This is a genomic window from Pseudomonas kielensis (assembly GCF_030505375.1).
GTDB lineage: Bacteria > Pseudomonadota > Gammaproteobacteria > Pseudomonadales > Pseudomonadaceae > Aquipseudomonas > Aquipseudomonas kielensis.
Genome location: NZ_CP130043.1, coordinates 5,555,805 through 5,576,361, shown reverse-complemented (window position 1 = coordinate 5,576,361; position 20,557 = coordinate 5,555,805). Strand labels below are relative to the sequence as shown.

Sequence of the window (20,557 nt, the reverse complement as noted above, 5' to 3'; positions counted from 1 at the left end):
GCAAAGACGATGGAAAACAATTGGCTTGATCAAGTGACCGAAAAACTCACCCGACAGACCGCTCGCAGCACGTCGCGTCGAGGTTTTCTCGGCGGCCTGGGCACTCTGTTGATCGGTGCGGGCGCCTTTACGCTGCTGCCGGTTTATCGCAACAGTGCCTTTGCCTCCACGGGCATTGCTGAAGAAGGCAATCCCAATAGCTGCGACTACTGGAGACATTGTGCGATCGACGGTTTTCTTTGTGGATGTTGCGGTGGCACGGCCAGCAGTTGTCCGCCTGGCACCGTGAAGTCAGACATCACCTGGATCGGCACCTGCCGAAACCCCACGGACGGCAAGGACTACGTCATTTCCTACAACGACTGTTGTGGCAAAAGTAATTGTGGGCGCTGCATCTGCCAGCGAGATCAGGGCGACACGCCGATCTATCGGCCGCAGAGCTCGAATGATCTCAATTGGTGTACCGGCAGCCAGGCGAATGTGCCTTATCACTGCTCGCTGTCGGTCGTGATAGGAGTGAAGGAACAATGATTCGCGCAGTTGCGCTGGGGCTTCTCCTGTCCAGCAGCTGCAGTTGGGCGACCGAGCCGGCTCAGGTCGATTACATGCTCAATTGTCAGGGTTGCCATTTACCAGATGGCAGCGGCTTTCCCGCACGACAGGTGCCAGATTTGCGTAATCGGATGGGCAGCTTTCTCAGTGTGCCGGGCGGTCGCGAGTATCTGGTGCAGGTGCCGGGCACCGCCCAGACGGCGCTGCCCGATTCTGATCTGGCACGCTTGCTGAACTGGATGCTCCACAGCTTCAGTGCGGCACAGATACCGGCGGATTTTCAACCCTATACCGCTGCTGAAGTAGGCACCTTGCGTCAGTATCCCCTGGCCAACCCATCAGTCATTCAAGCGCATCTGCTTGAACAGATCGTTCAGCGTGAGCAACAGCAGCACAGTGGAGCATTCGCAGATGAATAAGATGACCAGCCTGGCCTTACTGTTTCTGGCTCCGCTCGCCACCCAGGCGACGGAGGCGCCCACTGCAGCGTTGAGTGCAACCTGTGCGGTGTGCCACGGCGCAGAAGGCCAGGGTAATCAGGCGTTGGGCGCACCGCGCCTGGCGGGGCAGAACGCACAATATCTGGCTCGTCAGCTGCTGAATTTCAAAGCCGGCCGGCGCGGCTACGCTCAACAGGATCAGGCGGGGCAGAGCATGCGTGCGATTACCCAGAGCCTCAGTGAAGAGCAACTCGCCAGTCTGGCTGCGCACTACGCCGGTCTGCAACTGGCCAAGGCGCCACAGTCTGACAGTGCCACTGCCAAGGTTGGCGCAGCACGCTATCAGGATACCTGTGCCGCTTGCCACGGCCAATTTGCCCAAGGTTATGCACACCTGCAGGCACCTGATTTGCGAATCCTTGACGGCTGGTATATCGATCAGCAGCTGAACAATTACGCTCAGGGTTGGCGGGGGGCAGATGAGTATTCCGATATCCAGGGCAAGTGGATGCAAGCCATTGCCACGCAGATCAATAACGAAGAACGGCGAGCCGTGGTCGACTTCATAGAAACACTGGGGGTTGATCCAAAGTAAGGTAACCCAGCCCTGGCTGACGGTGTTATCCGAGAACCCTCCGCTGCCAGCGGAGGGTTTTTTATCGCGGCTTGTCACAGAATCTCATGGTATCGCTGGAATCTATCTGATCAACCGGCGGCTGCGACTAGGCCACCGTCCAGCGCCAGCGTATGTCCGGTGATCCAGGAAGAGGCCCTGGATGCCAGGAAGATGGCAGCGCCAGCCATATCGTCCTGATTGCCAAGACGCCCCCTCGGGACCATGGCCATGATGGAACCTGCATCTTGCTCAACCGCGTAAGCGGTCATTTTCGTGTGAAAAAAGCCGGGCGCGATTGCGTTGACATTGATATGAGCGGGAGCCAGATCAACCGCAAGGTGCCGGGTCAGATGAATCAGCCCGGCCTTGCTGGCGGAGTACGCATAGTTATCGACGCCGGGATTTACCAGGCCGTTGACCGAGGCAATATTGATTACCCGGGACGGAGTCTCTGCTTTAGCCGCAGTTTTGAGCAGTCCGAGCAGACGCTGCGTCAAAAAGAACGGTGACTTCAGATTCAGATCCACAACCTTGTCCCAGCCCGCCTCTGGATACACGGAAAACTCCGCGCCCCAGGTAGCGCCGGCATTGTTAACCAGGATGTCCAGGCCAGACTCACGCTTGCCAATCTCATCGACCAAAAACTCGATGCCCTCCAGGCTGGAGAGGTCAGCACGAATCGCAATGCACTCCCCAAGGCTTGCGACAGCGTTGGTAAAATTCGCCAGCTCCTCCTGGTTTCGCGATGAAATGTACACCTTGACCCCGCATTGCAGGTAGGCACGCGCGATCATCGCGCCAATCCCTCGCGCCCCACCGGTGACCAGCGCCACCCGACCTTGCAAACTGAATAGATCCTGCATACTGCCTCCGAGAAAAATGCGCCCGTCCGTCAACCGGACAAGCGCAGAAATTGAATTGGATACGCCGCTCAGGCGTGCGATCTCATTGATTGCCGAAGCTGGCGGCAGCCTTGGACAGGAACTTCTCTGTCTGCTTGAAGCCCGCCTCCAGGGCGCATTGATCTGTGGTGTCACAGATAGCGTCCCAGATCGCCAGCACACTCTCAGGGGTCTGCAAGGCAGGTGGGAGGAACACGCCATTGGTCTCGAAAATCCGCGTAGTGGCATAGCCACCTGCACCGGCACAGAGGATCGTGCGCTGCGGTGCACCCTCGTGGCACAGCAGTAGCGCGCCTGCGGTAACCGACTCAGGGGTCAAGAGTTCAAATACCGTCTTGTCCAATAAATCTTCGGTCATGCGGGTGGCGGCAGTGGGGGCCAGTGCATTGACCCGGATATCGTGTTTCTGTCCCTCCAGCGCCAGGGTATTCATGAGCCCTACAACCGCCATCTTGGCCGCACCGTAATTCGACTGACCGAAATTGCCGTAGAGACCGGAAGAGGAGGTGGTCATGACAATTCGCCCATAGTTCTGCGCCCGCATGATTTCCCAGACGGCCTTGGTGCAGTTGACCGAGCCCATCAGGTGCACGTCCATCACCAGCCTGAAGTCGGCCAGGTCCATCCTGGAGAAGCTTTTATCGCGAAGTATTCCGGCGTTGTTGAGCAGAATATCGACCCGCCCCCAACGCTCCATGACCTGCGCGACCATCGCCTCGACTTCAGAAAAGTTGGCAACGTTGGCGCCGTTGGCAATGGCTTCGCCGCCCATTGCCTGGATTTGCGCAACCACCTCGTCTGCAGCCTGCAACGAGTTACCCGCGCCGTCACGGGCGCCTCCCAGATCATTCACCACCACCTTGGCACCGCGCCTGGCCAATGCCAGCGCATGGGAGCGTCCGAGTCCGTTTCCGGCTCCGGTGACGATGGCGACACGCCCAGTGAAATCGATACATTGCTGACTCATATGAAACCTCTGCGATTGATACGGTTATTCAACGGACAAACCAGGTACGCCGCAGCCATCAAAACCACTCTTCTCGGGCCATGTAGAAGGCATCTTCGAAGTCGCACAGAATCTGTTTCCAGACCTGTATCTCTGGCAGTTCGTAGGCGTAGAAGTATTTGAGGGCTTGCAACTTGCCCAGGTAGAAGTTCCGGTCATCCGCATGCGGGTCCCTGGCCAGGCCAGCGCTCGCGGCTATGCCTTGCTTGAGCCACATCCAGGCCACAACCACGTTGCCAAACAGCTCCAGGTACTTGACCGAATTGGCCAGCGCCAAGTCGATGTGCAGTTTCTGCATGCCGCCAAGAACAGCACCGGTGGTTTCCTCGAGCACTTGAATGGCGGCCAGAAGCGCAGCCGCAGGCTCCTGCAATGCCGGGTGCTGGGTGGCCGTCTCAATGTCGTCACGCATCCTGCTGATACAGTTCGTGTATCCGGCCATATTGTCGGCGGGCACCTTGCGTGCGAGCAGGTCAAGCGACTGCACGCCATAGGTGCCCTCATGGATCGAGTTGAGGCGGTTGTCGCGGTAGAACATCTCGACCGGATGCTCATTGGTATAGCCATGCCCACCCAACACCTGAATCGCCAGGCTATTGGCGCGCGGGCCGTATTCGGATGGCCAGGACTTGATGATCGGCGTCAGGAAATCCAGCAGTACCTTTGCGCTTCTGCGCTCGGCCTCGTCAGGAGCAGTGCGCACGTCGTCAGCCAGTTGTGCACCGAACAGACACAGGCTGTAGGCACCTTCGGCGTAGGCCTTCTGTGCCAACAGCATGCGTCGCACATCCGCATGCTCAATGATCCGCACGGGCGCAGAGAGCGGATCCCTGGACGAAGGTAAACGCCCCTGTCGCCGCTCCTTCGCGTAGTCGAGGGAGTACTGATAACCGCTTAACGCGGTGAGCGCGGCGCTGGTTCCGACCATGATGCGTGCCTCATTCATCATGTGGAACATGTAGCGAATACCCTGATTCTCCTCACCTACCAGGTAGCCGATCGAGCCGCCCTGTTCACCGAAGTTGATCGCACAGGAGGTTTGCCCGCGCCCACCCATCTTGTGGAACAAGCCAGCCAGGCTCACATCATTGCGGCTGCCGACCGCACCTGTTTCATCGACCAGATACTTGGGAACAATGAACAGGGATACGCCCTTGATGCCCTTGGGCGCGCCTTTGATCCTTGCCAGGACGAGGTGAACAATATTTTCGCTAAGGTTGTGATCACCGCCAGAAATGAAGATCTTGTTGCCAGTAATCAGGTAACGACCCTCTTCAGTCCTGGTCGCGCTGGTCGCCAGGTCTGCCAACCCCGAGCCCGCCGACGGCTCGGTCATGGCCATGGTTCCGGCGAACCGGCCCTGACGCATCGGCACGACCCACTTGGCGATCTGTTCGGGCGTGCCGTGAGCCTCGATAAGGTTGCAGTTGGCATTGGTCAGACTGGTGTAACCCAGTGTGGTGCTGCCAGCAGCTGACAGGAAAGAAGTGGCCACACTTGCGACGATGGCCGGCAATTGCATGCCACCCCATTCATAATCGGCTTCCGGGCAAGCGAGCCCGGATTGGATAACGGCATCGATTGCAGGCTTGATCTCGGGAAGCATGTGCACCTGCTTGCCGTCGAACGTAGGCTGTTGCACATCCACCTTCTGCCGGATTGGCAGGAAGTAGCGTTGCGCGATCTTGCGCCCGGTTTCGATGGCCGCCAGATAGGTTTCCTTGCTGTGCTCGGCATAGCGCGGGCGGGCGGTCAGGGCTTGCGCATCGAACAACTCGAACAGATAGAAATGCAGATCTCTGACGTTTAGTATGGAGGCCGCCATGGTATTACTCCGCGAAGAATGGACGAGACCCGCCCATTTTGCCGAGGCCGGCCCCAGCCACCACGACATGGGATGTCTGATAGAAGGGATTTCTCGCAACAATGGACATGGCCGAGACACAACACTTACAGCGCTTTGCTGACTTTCTCAGGTTCTGGCGCGGAGTCTTCGGGCTGAGCCAGGAGCAACTGGCCGAAATGGTCGGCACCTCGACTCGACATGTCAGTCGCCTGGAAAACGGGATAAGCAAGCCAAGTGAGGTGCTGACCGACCAAATCGCGGACGCGCTAAAGCTTGGCCGCAGGGATCGCAGCCATCTGCGCATTGCTGCGGGTTACGCGACCAACGAAATAGCGCAGGACTTTCACAGCCCGGATCTCAAATGGTTAAGGTCTGCAATGCTCAGAACATTGCAGACGCTGGACCCGTATCCATCCACCCTGACTGATGGCGCGGGCAATATCCTGATGGTCAACAAGGCCTGGGTAGGCTTCTATCAGGACAAAGTCGATACCGAGCGGCTCAGGCAAACCGTCAACTTGTATGACTTTCTGTTCAACGACGGCAGCGATGGCGCGCTGAGCGAGGAATGGCAAGACGCATTGTCGTTGGTGATCATGGCGTTCAAGCAGCATGTCATGCTCAACGGCAGCGATCAGGAAGATCAGACCCTGAAGCGTATTCTTGGCTACCCCAACGTTCCAGCTGACTGGAAAATACGCGCCTCCAGGCTCGAGCCCAGAGCCAGCTTCAAAGTCAAAATTCAGCATCAGGGAATAGTCAGAGGCTTCTACAGCGTCAGCCAGATGGTGGGTGCACTTGGCCCGGCGGCGTACATGACCGAACCCAGGCTCAGCATCAACACCCTCTATCCCGAAGATGCCGCACTGAGCCTTGAAAAGCTGCTAACTACCTCCTTGGAACATCCCCTGTTGTACTACTGAGTGGCAGTGGCTCAACCGCATGGTTAATGCCATTGGAACAATCAGCACTGTGGTAGCGACAGCCTTAGCCTTCGCAACAGGCATGCTTCGTTGGTATTCGGTACCCGGGCTGATGGCTAATCTGATCACGGTTCAGGTCGACAAAACCGGTCGCTGCCTTCCATTTGATCTGGTGGTCCGGGTCGAGGGATGCGGCAAAGGCAGCGCCGATCATCAGCGCCTGGCTATCCACTCGGTGTTGACCTAGTTGCCCTGAACGGTGACCCGCCGGTTTCCACTTGGTAACGCCGCACGGCTACATGATCGCACCCCATGTCGTTGATTGCGCCGACCTCGGTGTGAATCGCCCCGGCTCGGGGCACCACTTCAAAATCCGCTGCATCTTCCAAATCTCATCCCGATCACTAGCGTCTAACTGACTCTGGTGCTTTTTGCTGTCTGCGATATGGCATAACAGGGCGGCTGGCGCCCTGTTAGCGGGATCGGATGGGGGTTAGCGGGTGTTCTTGTTATAGAGCAGCATGGAGGCTATGGCCGGCATCAGGATCAGCGCGCCGACCATGTTCCAGATGAACAGCAGTACCAGCAACAGACCCATGTCAGCCTGGAACTTCAGCGCCGAAAACGACCAGGTGGCGACGCCCATCGCCAGGGTGACGCCAGTGAAGGCCACTGAGGTGCCGGTGGTTTTCAGCGCTTCGAAGAACGCGGCGCGGAACTTCAGGCCTTGATGGAGGAAGCCTTGCATGCGGCTGTACAGGTAGATGCCATAGTCGACGCCAATACCGACGCCGAGGGCAATGACCGGCAGTGTAGCTATCTTCACGCCCAGGCCCATGTATGCCATCACTGCCTCGCAGAGCACGGTGGACAGATAAAGCGGGGCCATCAGAGCGAAGGTCACCCTCAACGACTTGAACTCCCACCAGACAACCAGCGAGATGATCACGAACACCAGAATCAGCATGAGCTTTTCCGAGTGTTTGATCACGATGTTGGTGGCGGCTTCGATCCCGGCATTCCCGGCGGCTTGCAAGATTTCGAACTCGCCGGTGTCGTGTTGCTGGCTGAACGCCTCTATCGCATTGACCACCCGCGTCAGGGTCTCGGCCTTGTGATCGGCCAGGTACAGGCTGATCGGCGCGACGCTGCAGTTGGGGTCGACGAACTCACTGGCGACACCGGAGCGTGCGTTGTTCATCACGAACTGGTCGCGGGAGAACTCGGCCCACTTCGGGTTGCCTTCGTTCCGCGCGAGAATGTTGAAGCGCATGGCACGGTACAGCGACTGCACTGACTCGACGCCCTCGACTTCCAGCAGCGTGTCTTCCAGTTGGTTGGCGAGGTCAGCCGCGGCATAACGCGCGCACTGCTCCTGCGGGGTCTTGAACATCACCACGAACACGTCGGTGCTGGTGGTGTAGTGATTGAGCAGGTAGGCGTTGTCCTGGTTGTAACGCGCATCCGGACGGAACTCCGGCGCACCCTTGTCCAAGTCGCCGATCTTCAGGTCCTGCCGGGCATGATAGCCAAAGCCCAGCAGCACCAGGCTGAACAGAATCAGCGGCACCGCGACCTTCGGCTCGACCACGGCGGCCACACGGCGGAAGATCGGCCACGAGGAGTGAGTGCGCTTGTGCTGTTGTTGCATACCCCGTGGACTGACGCCCACGTAGGACATCAATACCGGCAACAGGAACATCTTGGTGAAGATGGCGACGAACACGCCAATGCTGGCGGTGATGGCCAACTGTTGGATCACGCCGATATCGATCACCAGCAAGGTGATGAAGCCGACGGCGTCCGCCAGCAGGGCGGTGGTGCCGGGGATGAACAGGGCGCGGAAGGTGCGCCGAGAGGCTTCCAGTGGCGTGGCGCCGAGGCCCATTTCGCTCATCATCAGGTTGATGTTTTGCACTGCATGACTGATGCCGATGGCGAAAATCAGGAAGGGCACCAGGATCGAGTATGGGTCCAGTCCATAACCCAGCAGGCTGAGCAAACCGAGCTGGCAGGCTACGGTGAGCAGGCACGTCAGTACCGTTACCGCAGTGCTGCGCCAGCAGCGGCAATAGAGGTACAGCATCAGGCTGATCAGGCCAACGGTGATGGCGAAGAACAGCGCGATGTCGGTGGCGGCGGCCAGCAGGTCACCGATGATCTGGGCGAAACCGATGACGCGGATATTGACGCCCTGATCGGCAAAGTGCTCGCGCACCTGCTGCTCCAGGGCCTGGGTAAAGGCGCCGTAGTCCAGGGGTTTACCGGTATCCGGGTCGCTCTCGAGCAGCGGCACGCGGATCACCACCGACTTGAAGTCGTTGGCAACGTAGCTGCCGATCAAGTTGGCGCGCTGGATATTCTGTTTAACCTGCGCCAGCGACTCGGGGCCGCCGTCATAGGTGTCGGGGATCACGCGTCCGGCGCGCAGTCCCTCGGTCGTCACCTCGGCCCACATCGCGTTGGGGGTCCACAGCGATTTCAGGTTGCCGCGGTCGACGCCGGGCAAGTAGAAAATCTTGTCGTTGACCTCACGCAGCGTCTCCAGGAATTCTTTAGTGAGGATATCGCCCTGGGGGGCTTCCACCAGCACCCGTAATACGTTGCTCTGTGGGCGCAGCACGTCCTCGAACTTCAGGTAGTTGACGATGAACGGATGACCGGTAGGGATCATGCGGCTGAAGCTGGCGTCCGGGCGCAGCGACAGCGCGGCGATGCCGAGCACGACCGAGACAACAAGGAACATCAACAGCACGACCAGGCGATTGTGAAACAGGGCGCGCTCGGTGCGGTCCACCAGGTGCTGCATGGTGCTTTTCTTCAGCGGTCGCAGGGTTGGCCGCGAGTTCTGCTGGGCGGTCATTGCAGTTGCTCCTTGAACGTGGACAGGGGCAGGACTTGTAGGCCATTGCTGCCGATCAGGGCTAAGTGATCGGGGGACAGCGCGGTGGCGCCGAGCAAGGAGGCCTTGCTTGTGCCTTGCCAGGCCTTGAACTTCTGGCCGTCGCGACTGAACAGCAGCACGCCGCCCTGACCGGCAAGCACCAGGCTGCCATCAGCCAATTGCTCGCCGCCGTAGAGGCCGACACGTACCGGCAGCGCCAAGGTTTTCCAGTTCAGGCCCTGGTCCTGGCTGGAGAGCAGGGTGCCGCCGAAACCGAGAATCAGTAATTGACCGTCTTTGAGTTGCAGCAGCTTGTACAGCGAGGCCTGGGACAATTGCCGGGACGGCTGCCAGTGCTGGCCATTGTCGGTGGAGAGGGACACGCGACCGCCTTCGCCGGCGACAAGCAGACGACCATCGGCCAGGCCGAGCACGGCGTTCAGGTGCAGGCGCTCGGGGTTGTCCAGGTTGGATACATAGGCCCAGGTTTTACCGCCGTTGCGGGTGTGGAGGATGATGCCGTAGGCGCCAACCACCCAGCCTTCATCGGCATTGCGAAACCACACATCCAGCAGCGGCCGGGAGGGGCCGGACGCGCTGCCGGCCTTGACGTCGTCGAGGGCGAAGAGCGCATTGTCCAGCGCGGCGACCAGGGCTTCGTCATCGGGCGCGGCAGCACTGGCTGCTTCCAGGCGCGCGACTTCGGATTCCGCCCAGGTGAGCATCAGCGTGCTGATGTCGTTGCCGTCGAGCTGTTTACTCCAGCTCTTGCCAGCATCGTTGCTGTGCAGGATCACCCCGTCGTGACCAACGGCCCAGCCATTGCTCGGGTCGGGGAAGTGCACCGCAGTCAGCAGCAGGTCGACCGGTACTTGCGCCTGGCTGATGACGCCATCGGCATCGCGCAGCAGTATGTGACCGCTTTCGCCGACCATCACCAACTGAGTGCCCAGCGTTTGGGCGTCGGTGAGTGGGGCCTGATCAGCCAATGCCGATGGCCGTGAAGCGCGTTCCAGGCGGTCGGTCTGAGGTGCGGCTATGGCGCTGCCCATGGCGATCAACAGCGCGAGCGCGCTGAGCGAGAAAGTTTTCATGCGCAGTACTCGTGAAAGCGGAAAAAACTCGAGCCTTCAGGCGTCGGTGGGGGGGCGAGGCGTGGGTCGGCTAGCGGGGGGGAACACGCCAGGGAGGGCTGCTGCCGAGACGGTGCAGGCCTGCGGGGTGGACGTTTGCCAAAGGCACTGAAAGCTGGGGCGCGGTACATGCAAGCCCTCCTGTTTATTATTATCGGGGGTGTGCTGGATCGAGAGACTGCGGACGCTTGCAGGAGTACACAAGACCAGGCGACCGACAGAAGTGCCCGAGTATTAATCAAGGAATGGCTGGGCTGCTGGATGTTTCATGCCAGAGTTTTGCTAATCGGCGCCAGTCGGCAAACCCATTGAGCGCAAGCGCGGGCAGGGCCAGGACGTTCTCGTCCGGCCGGTCGATGGGTGATGTCATCGACGTCTCCAGGGGCAGGCTTGGCGTCTGCATGCGGCCTGCCGGTGTGCAGGGCAAACATCAATGAAATCGCCGCGCCGGCGGCTCAGCCAGTGGGGCGATTTCATCAAGCAGGCCGCATCCTCGGTCCTATTGGCTCCGCTGTTTGACGGGCGGTGGGGCCCAGCGGCCGCTTTGCAAGCGCTCGTCCGGATTGTAGATGCGCATGATCAGGTAGAAACCCTCCGCGGGCGCGGGCAGCCAGTTGGCTCTTTGCTTGGGGTCACTGGGGACCTGGTGCTGCAGATAGATATCCAGGGAACCGTCGTCGTTGGTCACGATGGCTTCGGTGCGGTTGCCGAACGAATAGCGGTTGATCGGGTTCTCGACAAAGGAGCCATCCGCGAGGTTGTACATCGACACCGACCAGAAGGCCTTGGCTGGCGGTAGCTGACCCTTGTCGAAATGCAGAACGTAGTTGCCCTTGCCGTTAAACGCTTGCCCTTGCTCGTCCTGGCGCGCGTCCATGTAAACGGCCTCTTCGGGCGCATTGCCGCCGGTGTACCACTTGGCGAAGGCGGCGCGGAACAGGTAATCATTACCCATCACGCCGGACTTCGCGCTCCAGCGCCAGCCATTGATTTTCTTGACGTCTGCTCCGCCGGACTGGGCGCTTACGTCCATCAGGTGCAGGGCAAATTGCGCACCTTTTATCAGCCCCGTGCGCTGGCTCGGCGTGAGCGAGTGGTAATCGAAAACCCGGTTGCCGTTCTTGAAGCCGATCTGTTCCAGGCTGGCCGCGACAACGGCGTCCTGGCCGGGTTTGGGTGGGGTGAACTGCAGGGCGTGCGCCAGTTTGGCGTAGAGCTCGAGGCCTTCCGGAAGATCCTTTGGCAGTTCGAAGGCTACCCGCTGCCTGGAAAAATCGAGGTCTGGCGCGACCTGCTGCTCGGATTGGCCGAATTGGCTCAGCGGCGTGAGGCGCAGTTGATCTTCAATCTCCAGGGCATTCTTCAGATCCTTGGGACCGTCGACGCCAATGCGACCCCAGACCACCAGGCTGTCGGACGGGCTGTCGATGCGCTTGACGTTGGCCGGCAACTCGCCCTGCCAGCCCGGTGCGACCAGTGCGTAGTGGCCGGCGGCGCGGCCGGTCGTTCGGCTGCCAACATAAGCAAAGGTGTCGCCGTTGGGGTCCCACAATTGGAAGGTGTAGTAACGGTTGGCGGCTACCGCCGGAACGGACAGCACCAACGGCTCGCGACTGACATCACAAAATGCCTGGGCGAACAGCGTGTCGTTGTTGGGAGTGGCAATCTGTTTGTATTCCGGCCCGCGTAGCTGACGCATCAGGCCAAACTGGTTGACGGCAGATTGTGGGTTGCCCAGCTTGATAATGTCTGGCGAGGTGCGCTGGCGCATCAGGTCTTCAAAGAGGATGCTCGGGTAGCCCCAGATGATGGCATTGGCCCCCAGGTAGAATGCGCTGGCCTCGGGGCCTGTCATCTGGCCCAGTTCCGGTGCCGGAGTGCGCTTGTCTGCCGCCTCGATACTGTGGGCTGGCAACAACCCGGCTGTGACTATCAGGGCCAGGGCGAGGTGCGGGAGCATGCGTTGAAGGTTGAGTTTCCTGGCCATGCTGTCGGGTAATTTGCCCATCGTTTCTCCTGGTGCGGCGTCAAGACGTGCCGCCTTATTGGCTCGTTATTGTTGTTGCGCTGGCAACGGGCAGCAGCCACCGCATGAGGGGACAGTATGGCGCCGCAGGCACAGGCCTTAAGGGCCTCTTACGCCAGATAGTTGACAATGAATGCCAGGCAGCGTGCCGTTCGCAGCCATGGGCGAGCGGGGCGCGCAGGTAAAAAAAGGGTTCTTCACGGATTACCGGGAAAGACGCTCTTGATCTTCATGAAAAAGAACTCGCTATCCCGGTAACCGTACGCCATTCGCTTGATGACCTTTATTCGATTATTTATTCCTTCCAACTGACCGGTGTGCATCGGCCAGCGAACCCGGCTGACGATGCCCCGCCAGTAAGTCTTTAGCCGTTTGGCGAACTGGATCAGTGCCGGTATTTCGCTTTCATGCGCATGGCGCAGCCATTGCTTCCAGGCCGATCGCCAACCCCAAGCGGTGCTCGGCGTCCAAAGCGTTTTGAGTTCAGTCTTCATCAAATAGACCTTCATCAACGCGTGGTTGGCCGCCAGCAGATCCTCCAAGCGGACCTGTTGCTCCGGTGTTTTCAGGTTCTGCGGGTTGCGCAGGAGCAGCCAACGCGCCTGCTTGATGACCTGTCGGGCCGGCTTGTCATGACGCAGTCGATTGGCTTCGTCGACACGAACCCGATCAATCACCTCTCGGCCATACTTGGCCACCACATGGAAGAGGTCGTAGACCACTCGCGCGTTGGGACAGTGCTGACGAACCTCCAGGTCAAAAGCGGTGTTCATGTCCATTGCCACCGCTTCGATTCGGGCGCATCCCTCTGGCCCCAGCTCTTCGAAAAACGGCCTGACCGCCGCCCGGCTGCGGCCTTCGCCGATCCACAGCACTCGTCGTGTATCCGCATCCAGCACCACACTGGCGTAACGATGGCCCTTGAACAGGGCGAACTCGTCCATCACCAGACGCCGTGGTTGCGCCTTCGGCAGATCGCTCAATGCCGCTTGCAAGGCACGACGCTCCAGCAACCGAACGGTGTCCCAATGCAGCCCAAACATCTGCGCCACGTGCAGCGTGGGAAGGCGCTCACAGGCTTGAATGACCGCCTCTGCCAGACGCCGCGTCATGCGGGCATAGCGATCCAGCCAACTGACGGCCTCCATGCGTTTACCACAGTCGCGGCAACCAACGCGTCGGAGCAAAACGCTCAGGCGCACCGCACGACCGAGAATGGGCAAATCACGAATGACTCGCTCGCAATACTCATGCGTGGTTGAACAGGGTTTTTGGCACCCGCCACAGGAAGGGAATCGGGTGGCGTGGGGTGTCAGATCGATCTGGAGGGCGTCACCATCAGGCTTGATCGTGACGACAGAAAAGCCCTCCCAAAAAGGAAGGAAAGTATTAATATCGCGCATAAGAACGCCGGTTTGTTAGATGTGTTTGCTCGCACGAACATCATCAATCAAATCGGCGTTCTTGTTTCTGTGTTTCCCGGGATTCCGTGAAGAACCAAAAAAAGGGGGTGGCTCAGCTTGCGCTGGCCACCCCAAAGGTTCACATGGAGTTGTGACGGTGTTAGCGGCCGCTGCGACGCAGGGCGGCCGGGCTGAAATCTTTCAGTTCGGCTTTGATGCCGAACTTGGTGGCCTTTTCCTCGTTGTCCAGGCCGTAGACGATGTAGCGGTTGGCCTGCAGGTCATAGTTGACCTCGCTGGTGTGGATCGCCGAGAGCACATCGTAACGTTGCATGCTGTGGGCTTCCTGGGTGCGCCACAGTTCGCCGCGGCCGTCGTAGAGGTCGGCGGCGAGGATGTTCCAGCTGTCCTCGTCGATGTAGAACACACGCTTGGCGTAGATGTGGCGCTCGCCCGGTTTCAACGTGGCCTCGACGACCCAGACGCGGTGTGGCTCGTAGCGCACCAGATCCTGGTTGAGGTGGTTGGGCTGGATGATGTCTTTGTACTTGAGCGTACGAGCCGCCAGCTTGTAGTCATTGTAGGGCACCAGCATTTCTTTCTTGCCCACGAGTTTCCAGTTGTACTTGTTCGGCGCACCACTGTAGAGGTCGAACTGATCCTGGGTGCGCAGGCCATCAGAGGTCACTTGCGGTGAATCGTAGGACACCTCGGGGGCGCGCAGTACACGACGCTGACCCGGGTTGTACGACCATGCCAGGCGCGGTTCCCTGGTCTGGTCGATGGGTTCGTGTACCAGGGTCTGGTTGCCGGCCACACTTTCCGGCGAGACGACCTTGCCCAGGAAGTAGTACAGGCGGTTCGGTTCCGGGTTGCCCATGGCCGAAGCCATGACGGCTGTCTGCTCACGGCGTACTGGGGTGAAGTTGCCGTTGCTCTGCACCACCATCTCGGTCGGATAGGTGGTGTAGCCACCGTCGCGGTAACGCACGAAGTGGTTGTAGATGGCTTCCAGGCCCTGCTTGGGGATCGGGAACGGTACGCTGGTTTTTCCGTAATTAAGCATGCCGTTGCCGCCGTCGGCCAGCTCGACGGTGGCGGCTTCCTTGGCGATCTGCGCGTACTCCGCCGCTGGCAGGGCGGCGGTACGGTGGCTTGGGTAGATGTTCATTTTGTAGCTGGGGTATTTTGCCAGCATGGCCTTGTGACCAACCGTCAGATGGTCGGCGTACTGCGCCATGTTGGCCTTGGTCACGGTGTACAGCGGCTGTTCGCTGGCGAACGGATCGACATAGCCCTTGCTGGCGTCGTATCCAGCGGGTGGGGTGGTCAAGCCGCCGGTCCAGGCCGGGATGGTGCCGCTGGCATTGCCGGCTTTTTCCGCACCGACTGGGGTCAGGTCCTGACCCAGCCGGGCTATTTCAGCAGCGTCCAGCTTGGCCAGGGCACTGCCGCTTACCAGGCTCAGGAGGCCGCCGAGAATGGCGGCAGAAAGCAGATTCTTATGCATGATCTTGCCTCGTCAAGTTAGAAACCCATGCGCAGACTGGCTGCGATGAAGTCTTTGTCAGTGGGGGCGAATGGGGTGTTGCCGGTGCTGGCCCAGGACACTTCCGCCGAGTAGTTCTGCAGGTAGTCGGCGCGCACGCCGAGCGAGCCGAGCAGGCGGCCTTCGACGAAGTTGCTGTCGTAGGACCAGCCCTTGACGTCTTGGCCGAAGGTGGCGAATGGCGAGATGTTGACCCCGGCAAATACGCCCGGGTAGTTCAGCTGTGCGCGGAGGCGGTAGCCCCAGGAGAAGTCCGAGGTGAAACCGTCCTTGCTGCAGGCGTATTTGCGGTACTTCTCGGTGGGCACGCCGCCGGTGCAGCCTTTCACGTTGCCGTTGGCCAGGTCGCTGCCATAAACGTCGACTTTGTTGTAGCGGCGCTCGGACTGGCCAGGAAGGTCATGCATGTACTTCATGCCGGCTTCGCCGATCAGGTTCAGGCTGTCGGCACCGAGCACCTGTGGGAAGGACTTGATCAAGCCCAGCGACAGTTGCGAGACCTTGAGGCGGTCGTAGCCGTCGTACGTGGAGCCAGGTGCGGCATTGATCGCATCCTGGCCGAGGGTCAGATCCCCCCCGATGACGCCGCCAATGACGCCGGGATTGCCGGCAAAGGCTGGAATCAGGTCGCCCGTCGCCAGTTGCACCGGCTGATTGGGCCGAAAGCTGTACTCACCAAACACCGAGGTGCCGGCAATATTGCTGGAGAAGCTCAGCCCAAAGATGCGGATATCCTCAGGGAACTCGGCGAAGTAGCGGGCGTTGTTCACACCATTGCCGTTGACCGGCGTAGGTGGACGCCAGCCGGCACCCGTCGGACCGTAGCGGTCAGTGATAATGCTGGCGTAGGGCATGCGCGAGTGAATATTCATCGCGTAGGCGCCGAACTCGGTGCCGATGCTGTCGGCGAAGTAGCGCAGCGCCAGACCGAATTGACCGCTGTCGGAGGCTTCCTTGTCGTTGGCGCGCTGGATGATTTGCCCGGTGGCATAGGCATCGGGGTCGTCCAGGCCGGCCGCAATGGGGCCTTGGGGGACGCCGTAGCAGCCTTGGGTAATGAAGTCGTTGGCCGAAAAGTAGGTGCCGCAGCCTTCGAGTACCGACTGGCGCCATTGCAACTGGTAGAACGCCTCCATGCTCAGGGCATCAGTCAGGCCATAGTTGCCGTACAGCATGGGCACTGGCAGCAGGGCTTCCTTGAGTTGCGAGCCAGGGCGGCGCAGGGCGGCGATGTCGACCGGGTTGGCGGCATTGATACCGTTCTGCAGGAACAGGCCTTCGCCCCAGTTGACCACTTGGTTACCCAGGCGCGCATTCAGCGGTCGCTCGGCGACGGTGAAGTCGCCAAACACGTAAGCATCCAGCAACGCCACACCCTGGAACTTGGCCAGTTCGTCGAAGTGGCTGTCATCCAGCTTGCTGTTGGGTTGGTAGCCATTGGCCGAGTGACCGAAGTCTACCTCGCGGTTGTTCAGGGTGTAGTCGTACCAGGCTTTTGCGCGAAGAAAGGCGCCGTAGTTCTGGTACTTGAACTCGACTTCGCCAAGCAAGGTGACCGGCGAGGACACCAGGTTGCGCTTGCGGAAGTTCAGGCGCCCGTCATCCAGGTTACGGCCACCGCTTGGGTTGAACTGGCCGGGTGCGCCGTAACCGATGCTATTGGCATTGCGTTGGTAGACGTAGGCACTGTCCGGTTTTTCCGCGCTCAAGATGGCACCAACGCTAACACTGCCGTTGGCGCGCCCACTGACTTCGCCCCATTCAAATTCGCTGGCCTGGGCGTGCAGGGAGATGGCGTAAGCCAATGGGGTCAAGCTCAGGGCCGTGAGGCTCAGCCAGCTACGACGGTGAGTGCTGCTACTCGCGAGTGAAGTCACGCGACTGCCTCCAGATTTTTTGTTATTGGGGGGGCTAATTGCCGGCATTGCTCGGGTGGCCGATTGGCCGCGCTCCGAGGGGTCTATAGATAGGTCAATTCGGTGGGGGATTCTGGATGTTTGATGCCAATGATTTGGCAGTTGGCGACAGAGGTTCGGGCGGGATGATTGCTGAGGGGTGGCGTGAATGAGCAGTAGGTTGACATCTAAGGACAAGTTTTTCGGCGTGCGTCGCTTTATGCTGCCGCTGCTCTAAGTCCGACTGTTCAACGCGGTCGTCGAATGTCGATTGCTCCCAGGCGGGCAATCCACAACTAATAAAAATAATCCTGGTACTGAGGAACGCTGCGTGTCGACCGCCAAGAACCTGATCCTGGGGCTGTGCTCCATTGTGTTGTTCAACCTCCCGCTGCAGGCCCAGGAATCCGTGTCGCCGCACCTGGCAAAAAACCCTGCGGGCTATGCCGCCGCTGGCAGCTGTCAGGGCTGCCATGCCGAGCAGGCCAAGGATTGGAAAAACTCCGATCACGACTGGGCGATGCGCGAGGCGACGCCGGCCAACGTGCTGGGTAACTTCAAGGGCGCACGTTTCGAGGACGCCGGCGTCAAGGCGAGGTTCTTCCGTCGCGGCGACAAATTTTTCGTCAACACTGAAGGTGCGGACGGCAAACCGACCGATTTCGCCATCAGCTACACCTTCGGCTATAAGCCGCTGCAGCAGTACCTGGTGGAATTCCCTGGTGGCCGCCTGCAGAGCCTGACCATCGCCTGGGACACACGACCCAAGGCCGAAGGCGGGCAGCGCTGGTTCTCGCTCTACCCCGGCCAGCGATTTACCCCGAACGATCCGTTGCACTGGACCGGGCGCTATCAGAATTGGAACGCCATGTGCGCCGATTGCCATTCGAGCAATCTGTTGAAAAACTACGACGATAAAACCGACAGCTTTGCCACCACCTGGCATGAGCCGAACGTCGGCTGTCAGGGGTGCCATGGTCCGGCGCAGAAGCACGTCGAGTGGGCCGAACAAGCCAAGAGCAAACCCCAGGATAGCGCTGCGTACGCGCCGGCAAATACCTCCGCCTCGGCCAAGGATGTGGGCTTGCCCGTGGATTTCAAAACCCTTGGCAGCCAGGGCCAGGTCGAGCAATGCGGCTATTGCCACAGCCGCCGGCAAAGCCTGGGTGTCGGCCAGCAACCGGGCAAGCCGCTGCTCGATGCGGTGCTGCCGGCCACCTTGCGTCCAGAGCTGTATCACGCGGATGGGCAGATCCAGGGCGAGGTCTACGTCTACGGCTCTTTCACCCAAAGCAAGATGTCCGCCGCCGGGGTGACCTGCACCGACTGCCACGATCCGCATACCACCAAGGTCAAGATTGCAGGCAACGGTCTTTGTCAGCAGTGCCACACCGAAACGCCACCAGTGCGTTTCCCCAGCTTGCAGGCGAAGAACTACGACAGTCCCGAGCACCATCGTCACCAGCCCGGTTCGGCTGGCGCGCAGTGCGTCAATTGTCACATGCCGGCGCAGACCTACATGGTCGTCGACCCGCGCCGTGATCACAGCTTCCGTCTGCCACGGCCGGACCTGGATACCAAGACTGGCAGTCCGGATGCCTGCACCGCCTGCCACAAAGATCAAGAACCGGCGTGGGCGGCCAAGACAATCGAAGATTGGTTTGGTAAACCGCAACGCCCGCCGCACTACGGCGAAACGCTGCATGCTGCGCGTCAGGGCAGTGCCGGTACGCTGGCGCAACTGACGGCACTGATTGGCGACCTGGGTAAGCCGGCGATCGTCCGTGCCACGGCCGCCGAACAGTTGGTAGCGTTGGGCGAGCCGGCGATACCGAGCTTGACCCAGGCGCTCAAGGACCAGAACCCGGTGGTGCGTGCTTACGCGATTCCGGCCTTTACCGGGCTCGCGCCAGTGGAGCGGGTCAAACATTTGCTGCCACTGCTGGATGACCCACAGCGTGCGGTGCGCGATGAGGCATTGCGGGCGCTGGCGAGCATTCCCCTGCTGGCCTTGCCCGAAGAGCGCCGAGCGGGATTCACGGCGGCCCTCGAGGATTATGAACGGCGTCTGCGCAGCAATGCCGATCTGCCCGGCAACCGCCTCAACCTGGCCGTGCTGCTGGAGCGCAAGGGCCAGCAGTTGGATGCGCTGGAGCAGTACCGCCAGGCACTCAAGCTTGACCCGTACTTCTCTCCGGCGCGGGTCAATCTGGTAACGCTGGCTAACGGCATCCTGCGTCAGGATGAAGCCGAGCAGGTCCTGCGCGAAGGGGTGGCGCTCAAAGAGATGCCGGCCAGCGATCACGGCAATCTGGCCTACATGTTGGCGCTGTTGCTGGTCGAACGTGGCCAGGCCGAGGAAGGTCTGCAGTGGATGGAGCAGGCCGCCGTGGCCTTGCCCGACAACTCGCGAATCCGCTACAACCAGGGCTTGCTCCTGTTGCAGATGAAGCGCCGCGAAGCCGCGCAGGTCGCGTTGGAAGCCGGCCTGGCGCAATCGCCGCAGGACCCCGACCTGTTTTACGCGCTGATTTACCTGCATGGCTCGGGCGGTCAGCGCGAGCAGGCGCTGTCGTACCTGCGGCGCCTGGAGAAGGCAGCGCCAGGCGACCCGCGCCTGGCGCCGCTCAAGCAGCAATTGGGCGTGCGTTAGCAGCCGGGATGGATCACGGCGCCGCTCAATGCCTGGCGCCGGGCGCACAGTTATCCAGTGACCAGGGGCGGCGTGCTTTCGCGCGTTGGCCCTCAGACTGGATAAAAGGTATTGGGTTGACGCCAACGGTTGGACAATTGGCGCCGAATGACAATTTTCTTCCGGGCAACTGGGGCACATTGCCTCCAGATTAATAAAAACAAGCCTGACAAATCGCCACGGGTTGCAGCGTGGCGGAGGAGAATTGCGATGACACGCTACGTGCTCATTCTGGCCTGCCCCATTTTGATTGCCGCCCTGTTGCTATTGACCGGTTCCTTGCAGAACCCCGCCCCCCCCAAAACCACGTACGGCCCTGTCCCCAGTTTCGACGCCATCTTCGGTCAACATTGATACGCGAAGCAGGCGCGATTGACCCATGCCCACGCGTAACCAGCCCAAGCCGCCTTGTTTCAACGGCGACGCTGCCCTGCTGGTCGATGGCGCACAGGTCGCGCAGCGCAAGGGCATTCACGCGACCCTCAACGACGACTCGATGCTGACCGGTAATGGTGGGCGAGGCGGGCGTAATGAAGGCGCGGCGCTCCCTCCTGACGATCAGGTGGCGTTACGCGTCGGTGTCGAATTCCAGCGCATCGAAATCGTGTGGCTGGGCTGATCGCCCTAGATCCCCCAAGGCCTCGCCGTGGCCGGTGTAACGACCGGTCGCAGGGTGACGCCTGCGGCTAC

The 20,557-nt window shown here is 60.3% G+C and carries 19 protein-coding genes; 9 read left to right on the top strand and 10 right to left on the bottom strand.

The window, feature by feature from the left end; genetic code table 11:
* The first annotated feature begins 9 nt into the window (after window positions 1-9).
* Genes Q1W70_RS25785 through Q1W70_RS25775 form a run of 3 tightly spaced genes read left to right on the top strand, consistent with a single transcriptional unit; the run spans window position 10 to window position 1,587 of the window.
* Entirely contained in the window at window positions 10-531 is a 522-nt protein-coding gene (locus tag Q1W70_RS25785) for a methylamine dehydrogenase light chain (protein WP_110660982.1), read from the top strand.
* Window positions 528-971: a cytochrome c gene (locus tag Q1W70_RS25780; protein WP_166589346.1), complete on the top strand. Its 444-nt coding sequence runs from the start codon at window positions 528-530 to the stop codon at window positions 969-971. The genes Q1W70_RS25785 and Q1W70_RS25780 overlap by 4 nt, the downstream gene beginning before the upstream one ends.
* Complete coding sequence (locus Q1W70_RS25775; RefSeq protein ID WP_166589345.1) at window positions 964-1,587, top strand: c-type cytochrome; 624 nt, start codon at window positions 964-966, stop codon at window positions 1,585-1,587. The genes Q1W70_RS25780 and Q1W70_RS25775 overlap by 8 nt, the downstream gene beginning before the upstream one ends.
* A gap of 110 nt (window positions 1,588-1,697) precedes the next feature.
* Here Q1W70_RS25775 and Q1W70_RS25770 read toward each other — a convergent pair whose 3' ends face one another.
* From Q1W70_RS25770 to Q1W70_RS25760, 3 genes are all read right to left on the bottom strand, one after another.
* Window positions 1,698-2,471 (bottom strand): SDR family oxidoreductase, encoded by a 774-nt coding sequence (locus tag Q1W70_RS25770; RefSeq protein WP_166589344.1) that lies wholly within the window; start codon window positions 2,469-2,471, stop codon window positions 1,698-1,700.
* Between the two features lie 82 nt (window positions 2,472-2,553).
* Window positions 2,554-3,477, bottom strand: coding sequence for an SDR family NAD(P)-dependent oxidoreductase (locus Q1W70_RS25765; protein WP_166589343.1), 924 nt, complete (start codon window positions 3,475-3,477; stop codon window positions 2,554-2,556).
* A 58-nt stretch (window positions 3,478-3,535) separates the two neighbouring features.
* The gene (locus Q1W70_RS25760; RefSeq protein WP_166589342.1) at window positions 3,536-5,341 is read right to left on the bottom strand and encodes an acyl-CoA dehydrogenase; all 1,806 of its coding nucleotides are present in this window, start codon (window positions 5,339-5,341) and stop codon (window positions 3,536-3,538) included.
* 101 nt (window positions 5,342-5,442) lie between these two features.
* Here Q1W70_RS25760 and Q1W70_RS25755 point away from each other — a divergent pair, with 101 nt between their 5' ends.
* Complete coding sequence (locus Q1W70_RS25755) at window positions 5,443-6,285, top strand: helix-turn-helix domain-containing protein (RefSeq protein ID WP_218585149.1); 843 nt, start codon at window positions 5,443-5,445, stop codon at window positions 6,283-6,285.
* A gap of 112 nt (window positions 6,286-6,397) precedes the next feature.
* Window positions 6,398-6,532, top strand: a complete 135-nt coding sequence (locus Q1W70_RS25750; protein WP_256669761.1) for a hypothetical protein — start codon at window positions 6,398-6,400, stop codon at window positions 6,530-6,532.
* Window positions 6,533-6,778: 246 nt separating this feature from the next.
* Here the strand turns inward: Q1W70_RS25750 and Q1W70_RS25745 are convergent, their stop codons facing one another.
* The 5 genes from Q1W70_RS25745 to Q1W70_RS25725 form a co-directional block, all read right to left on the bottom strand.
* Window positions 6,779-9,148: an efflux RND transporter permease subunit gene (locus tag Q1W70_RS25745; protein WP_166589341.1), complete on the bottom strand. Its 2,370-nt coding sequence runs from the start codon at window positions 9,146-9,148 to the stop codon at window positions 6,779-6,781.
* Window positions 9,145-10,263, bottom strand: coding sequence for a WD40/YVTN/BNR-like repeat-containing protein (locus tag Q1W70_RS25740; protein ID WP_166589340.1), 1,119 nt, complete (start codon window positions 10,261-10,263; stop codon window positions 9,145-9,147). The genes Q1W70_RS25745 and Q1W70_RS25740 overlap by 4 nt, the downstream gene beginning before the upstream one ends.
* 277 nt (window positions 10,264-10,540) lie before the next feature.
* Window positions 10,541-10,672 carry a hypothetical protein gene (locus Q1W70_RS25735; RefSeq protein ID WP_256669967.1) on the bottom strand — a complete coding sequence of 44 codons (132 nt, stop codon included), beginning with the start codon at window positions 10,670-10,672 and terminating at the stop codon, window positions 10,541-10,543.
* A gap of 129 nt (window positions 10,673-10,801) precedes the next feature.
* On the bottom strand, window positions 10,802-12,310 hold the full coding sequence (locus tag Q1W70_RS25730; protein WP_302098303.1) for a DUF1254 domain-containing protein: 1,509 nt from the start codon (window positions 12,308-12,310) through the stop codon (window positions 10,802-10,804).
* 215 nt (window positions 12,311-12,525) lie between these two features.
* Window positions 12,526-13,677: an ISL3 family transposase gene (locus tag Q1W70_RS25725; RefSeq protein WP_302098917.1), complete on the bottom strand. Its 1,152-nt coding sequence runs from the start codon at window positions 13,675-13,677 to the stop codon at window positions 12,526-12,528.
* Here Q1W70_RS25725 and Q1W70_RS25720 point away from each other — a divergent pair.
* Window positions 13,600-13,821 (top strand): hypothetical protein, encoded by a 222-nt coding sequence (locus Q1W70_RS25720; RefSeq protein ID WP_256669976.1) that lies wholly within the window; start codon window positions 13,600-13,602, stop codon window positions 13,819-13,821. The two genes, Q1W70_RS25725 and Q1W70_RS25720, sit on opposite strands and share 78 nt — an antisense overlap.
* 70 nt (window positions 13,822-13,891) lie before the next feature.
* Here the strand turns inward: Q1W70_RS25720 and Q1W70_RS25715 are convergent, their stop codons facing one another.
* Window positions 13,892-15,241, bottom strand: coding sequence for a DUF1329 domain-containing protein (locus tag Q1W70_RS25715; RefSeq protein ID WP_302098302.1), 1,350 nt, complete (start codon window positions 15,239-15,241; stop codon window positions 13,892-13,894).
* 17 nt (window positions 15,242-15,258) lie between these two features.
* Window positions 15,259-17,157, bottom strand: a complete 1,899-nt coding sequence (locus Q1W70_RS25710) for a DUF1302 domain-containing protein (protein WP_166593130.1) — start codon at window positions 17,155-17,157, stop codon at window positions 15,259-15,261.
* Window positions 17,158-17,506: 349 nt separating this feature from the next.
* Here Q1W70_RS25710 and Q1W70_RS25705 point away from each other — a divergent pair, with 349 nt between their 5' ends.
* The 3 genes from Q1W70_RS25705 (at window position 17,507) to Q1W70_RS25695 (ending at window position 20,486) form a co-directional block, all read left to right on the top strand.
* Window positions 17,507-19,828 carry a tetratricopeptide repeat protein gene (locus Q1W70_RS25705; RefSeq protein ID WP_185819174.1) on the top strand — a complete coding sequence of 774 codons (2,322 nt, stop codon included), beginning with the start codon at window positions 17,507-17,509 and terminating at the stop codon, window positions 19,826-19,828.
* A 249-nt stretch (window positions 19,829-20,077) separates the two neighbouring features.
* The gene (locus Q1W70_RS25700) at window positions 20,078-20,221 is read left to right on the top strand and encodes a hypothetical protein (RefSeq protein ID WP_182344421.1); all 144 of its coding nucleotides are present in this window, start codon (window positions 20,078-20,080) and stop codon (window positions 20,219-20,221) included.
* 25 nt (window positions 20,222-20,246) lie between these two features.
* On the top strand, window positions 20,247-20,486 hold the full coding sequence (locus Q1W70_RS25695; protein WP_302098301.1) for a hypothetical protein: 240 nt from the start codon (window positions 20,247-20,249) through the stop codon (window positions 20,484-20,486).
* Window positions 20,487-20,557: the final 71 nt, after the last annotated feature.

Excerpts from the sequence above, each read along its gene's own strand:
- Q1W70_RS25785 (WP_110660982.1), top strand. The coding sequence starts at position 10 with ATGGAAAACAATTGGCTTGATCAAGTGACCGAAAAACTCACCCGACAG.
- Q1W70_RS25780 (WP_166589346.1), top strand. The coding sequence starts at position 528 with ATGATTCGCGCAGTTGCGCTGGGGCTTCTCCTGTCCAGCAGCTGCAGT.
- Q1W70_RS25775 (WP_166589345.1), top strand. The coding sequence starts at position 964 with ATGAATAAGATGACCAGCCTGGCCTTACTGTTTCTGGCTCCGCTCGCC.
- Q1W70_RS25770 (WP_166589344.1), bottom strand. The coding sequence starts at position 2,471 with ATGCAGGATCTATTCAGTTTGCAAGGTCGGGTGGCGCTGGTCACCGGT.
- Q1W70_RS25765 (WP_166589343.1), bottom strand. The coding sequence starts at position 3,477 with ATGAGTCAGCAATGTATCGATTTCACTGGGCGTGTCGCCATCGTCACC.
- Q1W70_RS25760 (WP_166589342.1), bottom strand. The coding sequence starts at position 5,341 with ATGGCGGCCTCCATACTAAACGTCAGAGATCTGCATTTCTATCTGTTC.
- Q1W70_RS25755 (WP_218585149.1), top strand. The coding sequence starts at position 5,443 with ATGGACATGGCCGAGACACAACACTTACAGCGCTTTGCTGACTTTCTC.
- Q1W70_RS25750 (WP_256669761.1), top strand. The coding sequence starts at position 6,398 with ATGGCTAATCTGATCACGGTTCAGGTCGACAAAACCGGTCGCTGCCTT.
- Q1W70_RS25745 (WP_166589341.1), bottom strand. The coding sequence starts at position 9,148 with ATGACCGCCCAGCAGAACTCGCGGCCAACCCTGCGACCGCTGAAGAAA.
- Q1W70_RS25740 (WP_166589340.1), bottom strand. The coding sequence starts at position 10,263 with ATGAAAACTTTCTCGCTCAGCGCGCTCGCGCTGTTGATCGCCATGGGC.
- Q1W70_RS25735 (WP_256669967.1), bottom strand. The coding sequence starts at position 10,672 with ATGACATCACCCATCGACCGGCCGGACGAGAACGTCCTGGCCCTGCCC.
- Q1W70_RS25730 (WP_302098303.1), bottom strand. The coding sequence starts at position 12,310 with ATGGGCAAATTACCCGACAGCATGGCCAGGAAACTCAACCTTCAACGC.
- Q1W70_RS25715 (WP_302098302.1), bottom strand. The coding sequence starts at position 15,241 with ATGCATAAGAATCTGCTTTCTGCCGCCATTCTCGGCGGCCTCCTGAGC.
- Q1W70_RS25700 (WP_182344421.1), top strand. The coding sequence starts at position 20,078 with ATGACACGCTACGTGCTCATTCTGGCCTGCCCCATTTTGATTGCCGCC.
- Q1W70_RS25695 (WP_302098301.1), top strand. The coding sequence starts at position 20,247 with ATGCCCACGCGTAACCAGCCCAAGCCGCCTTGTTTCAACGGCGACGCT.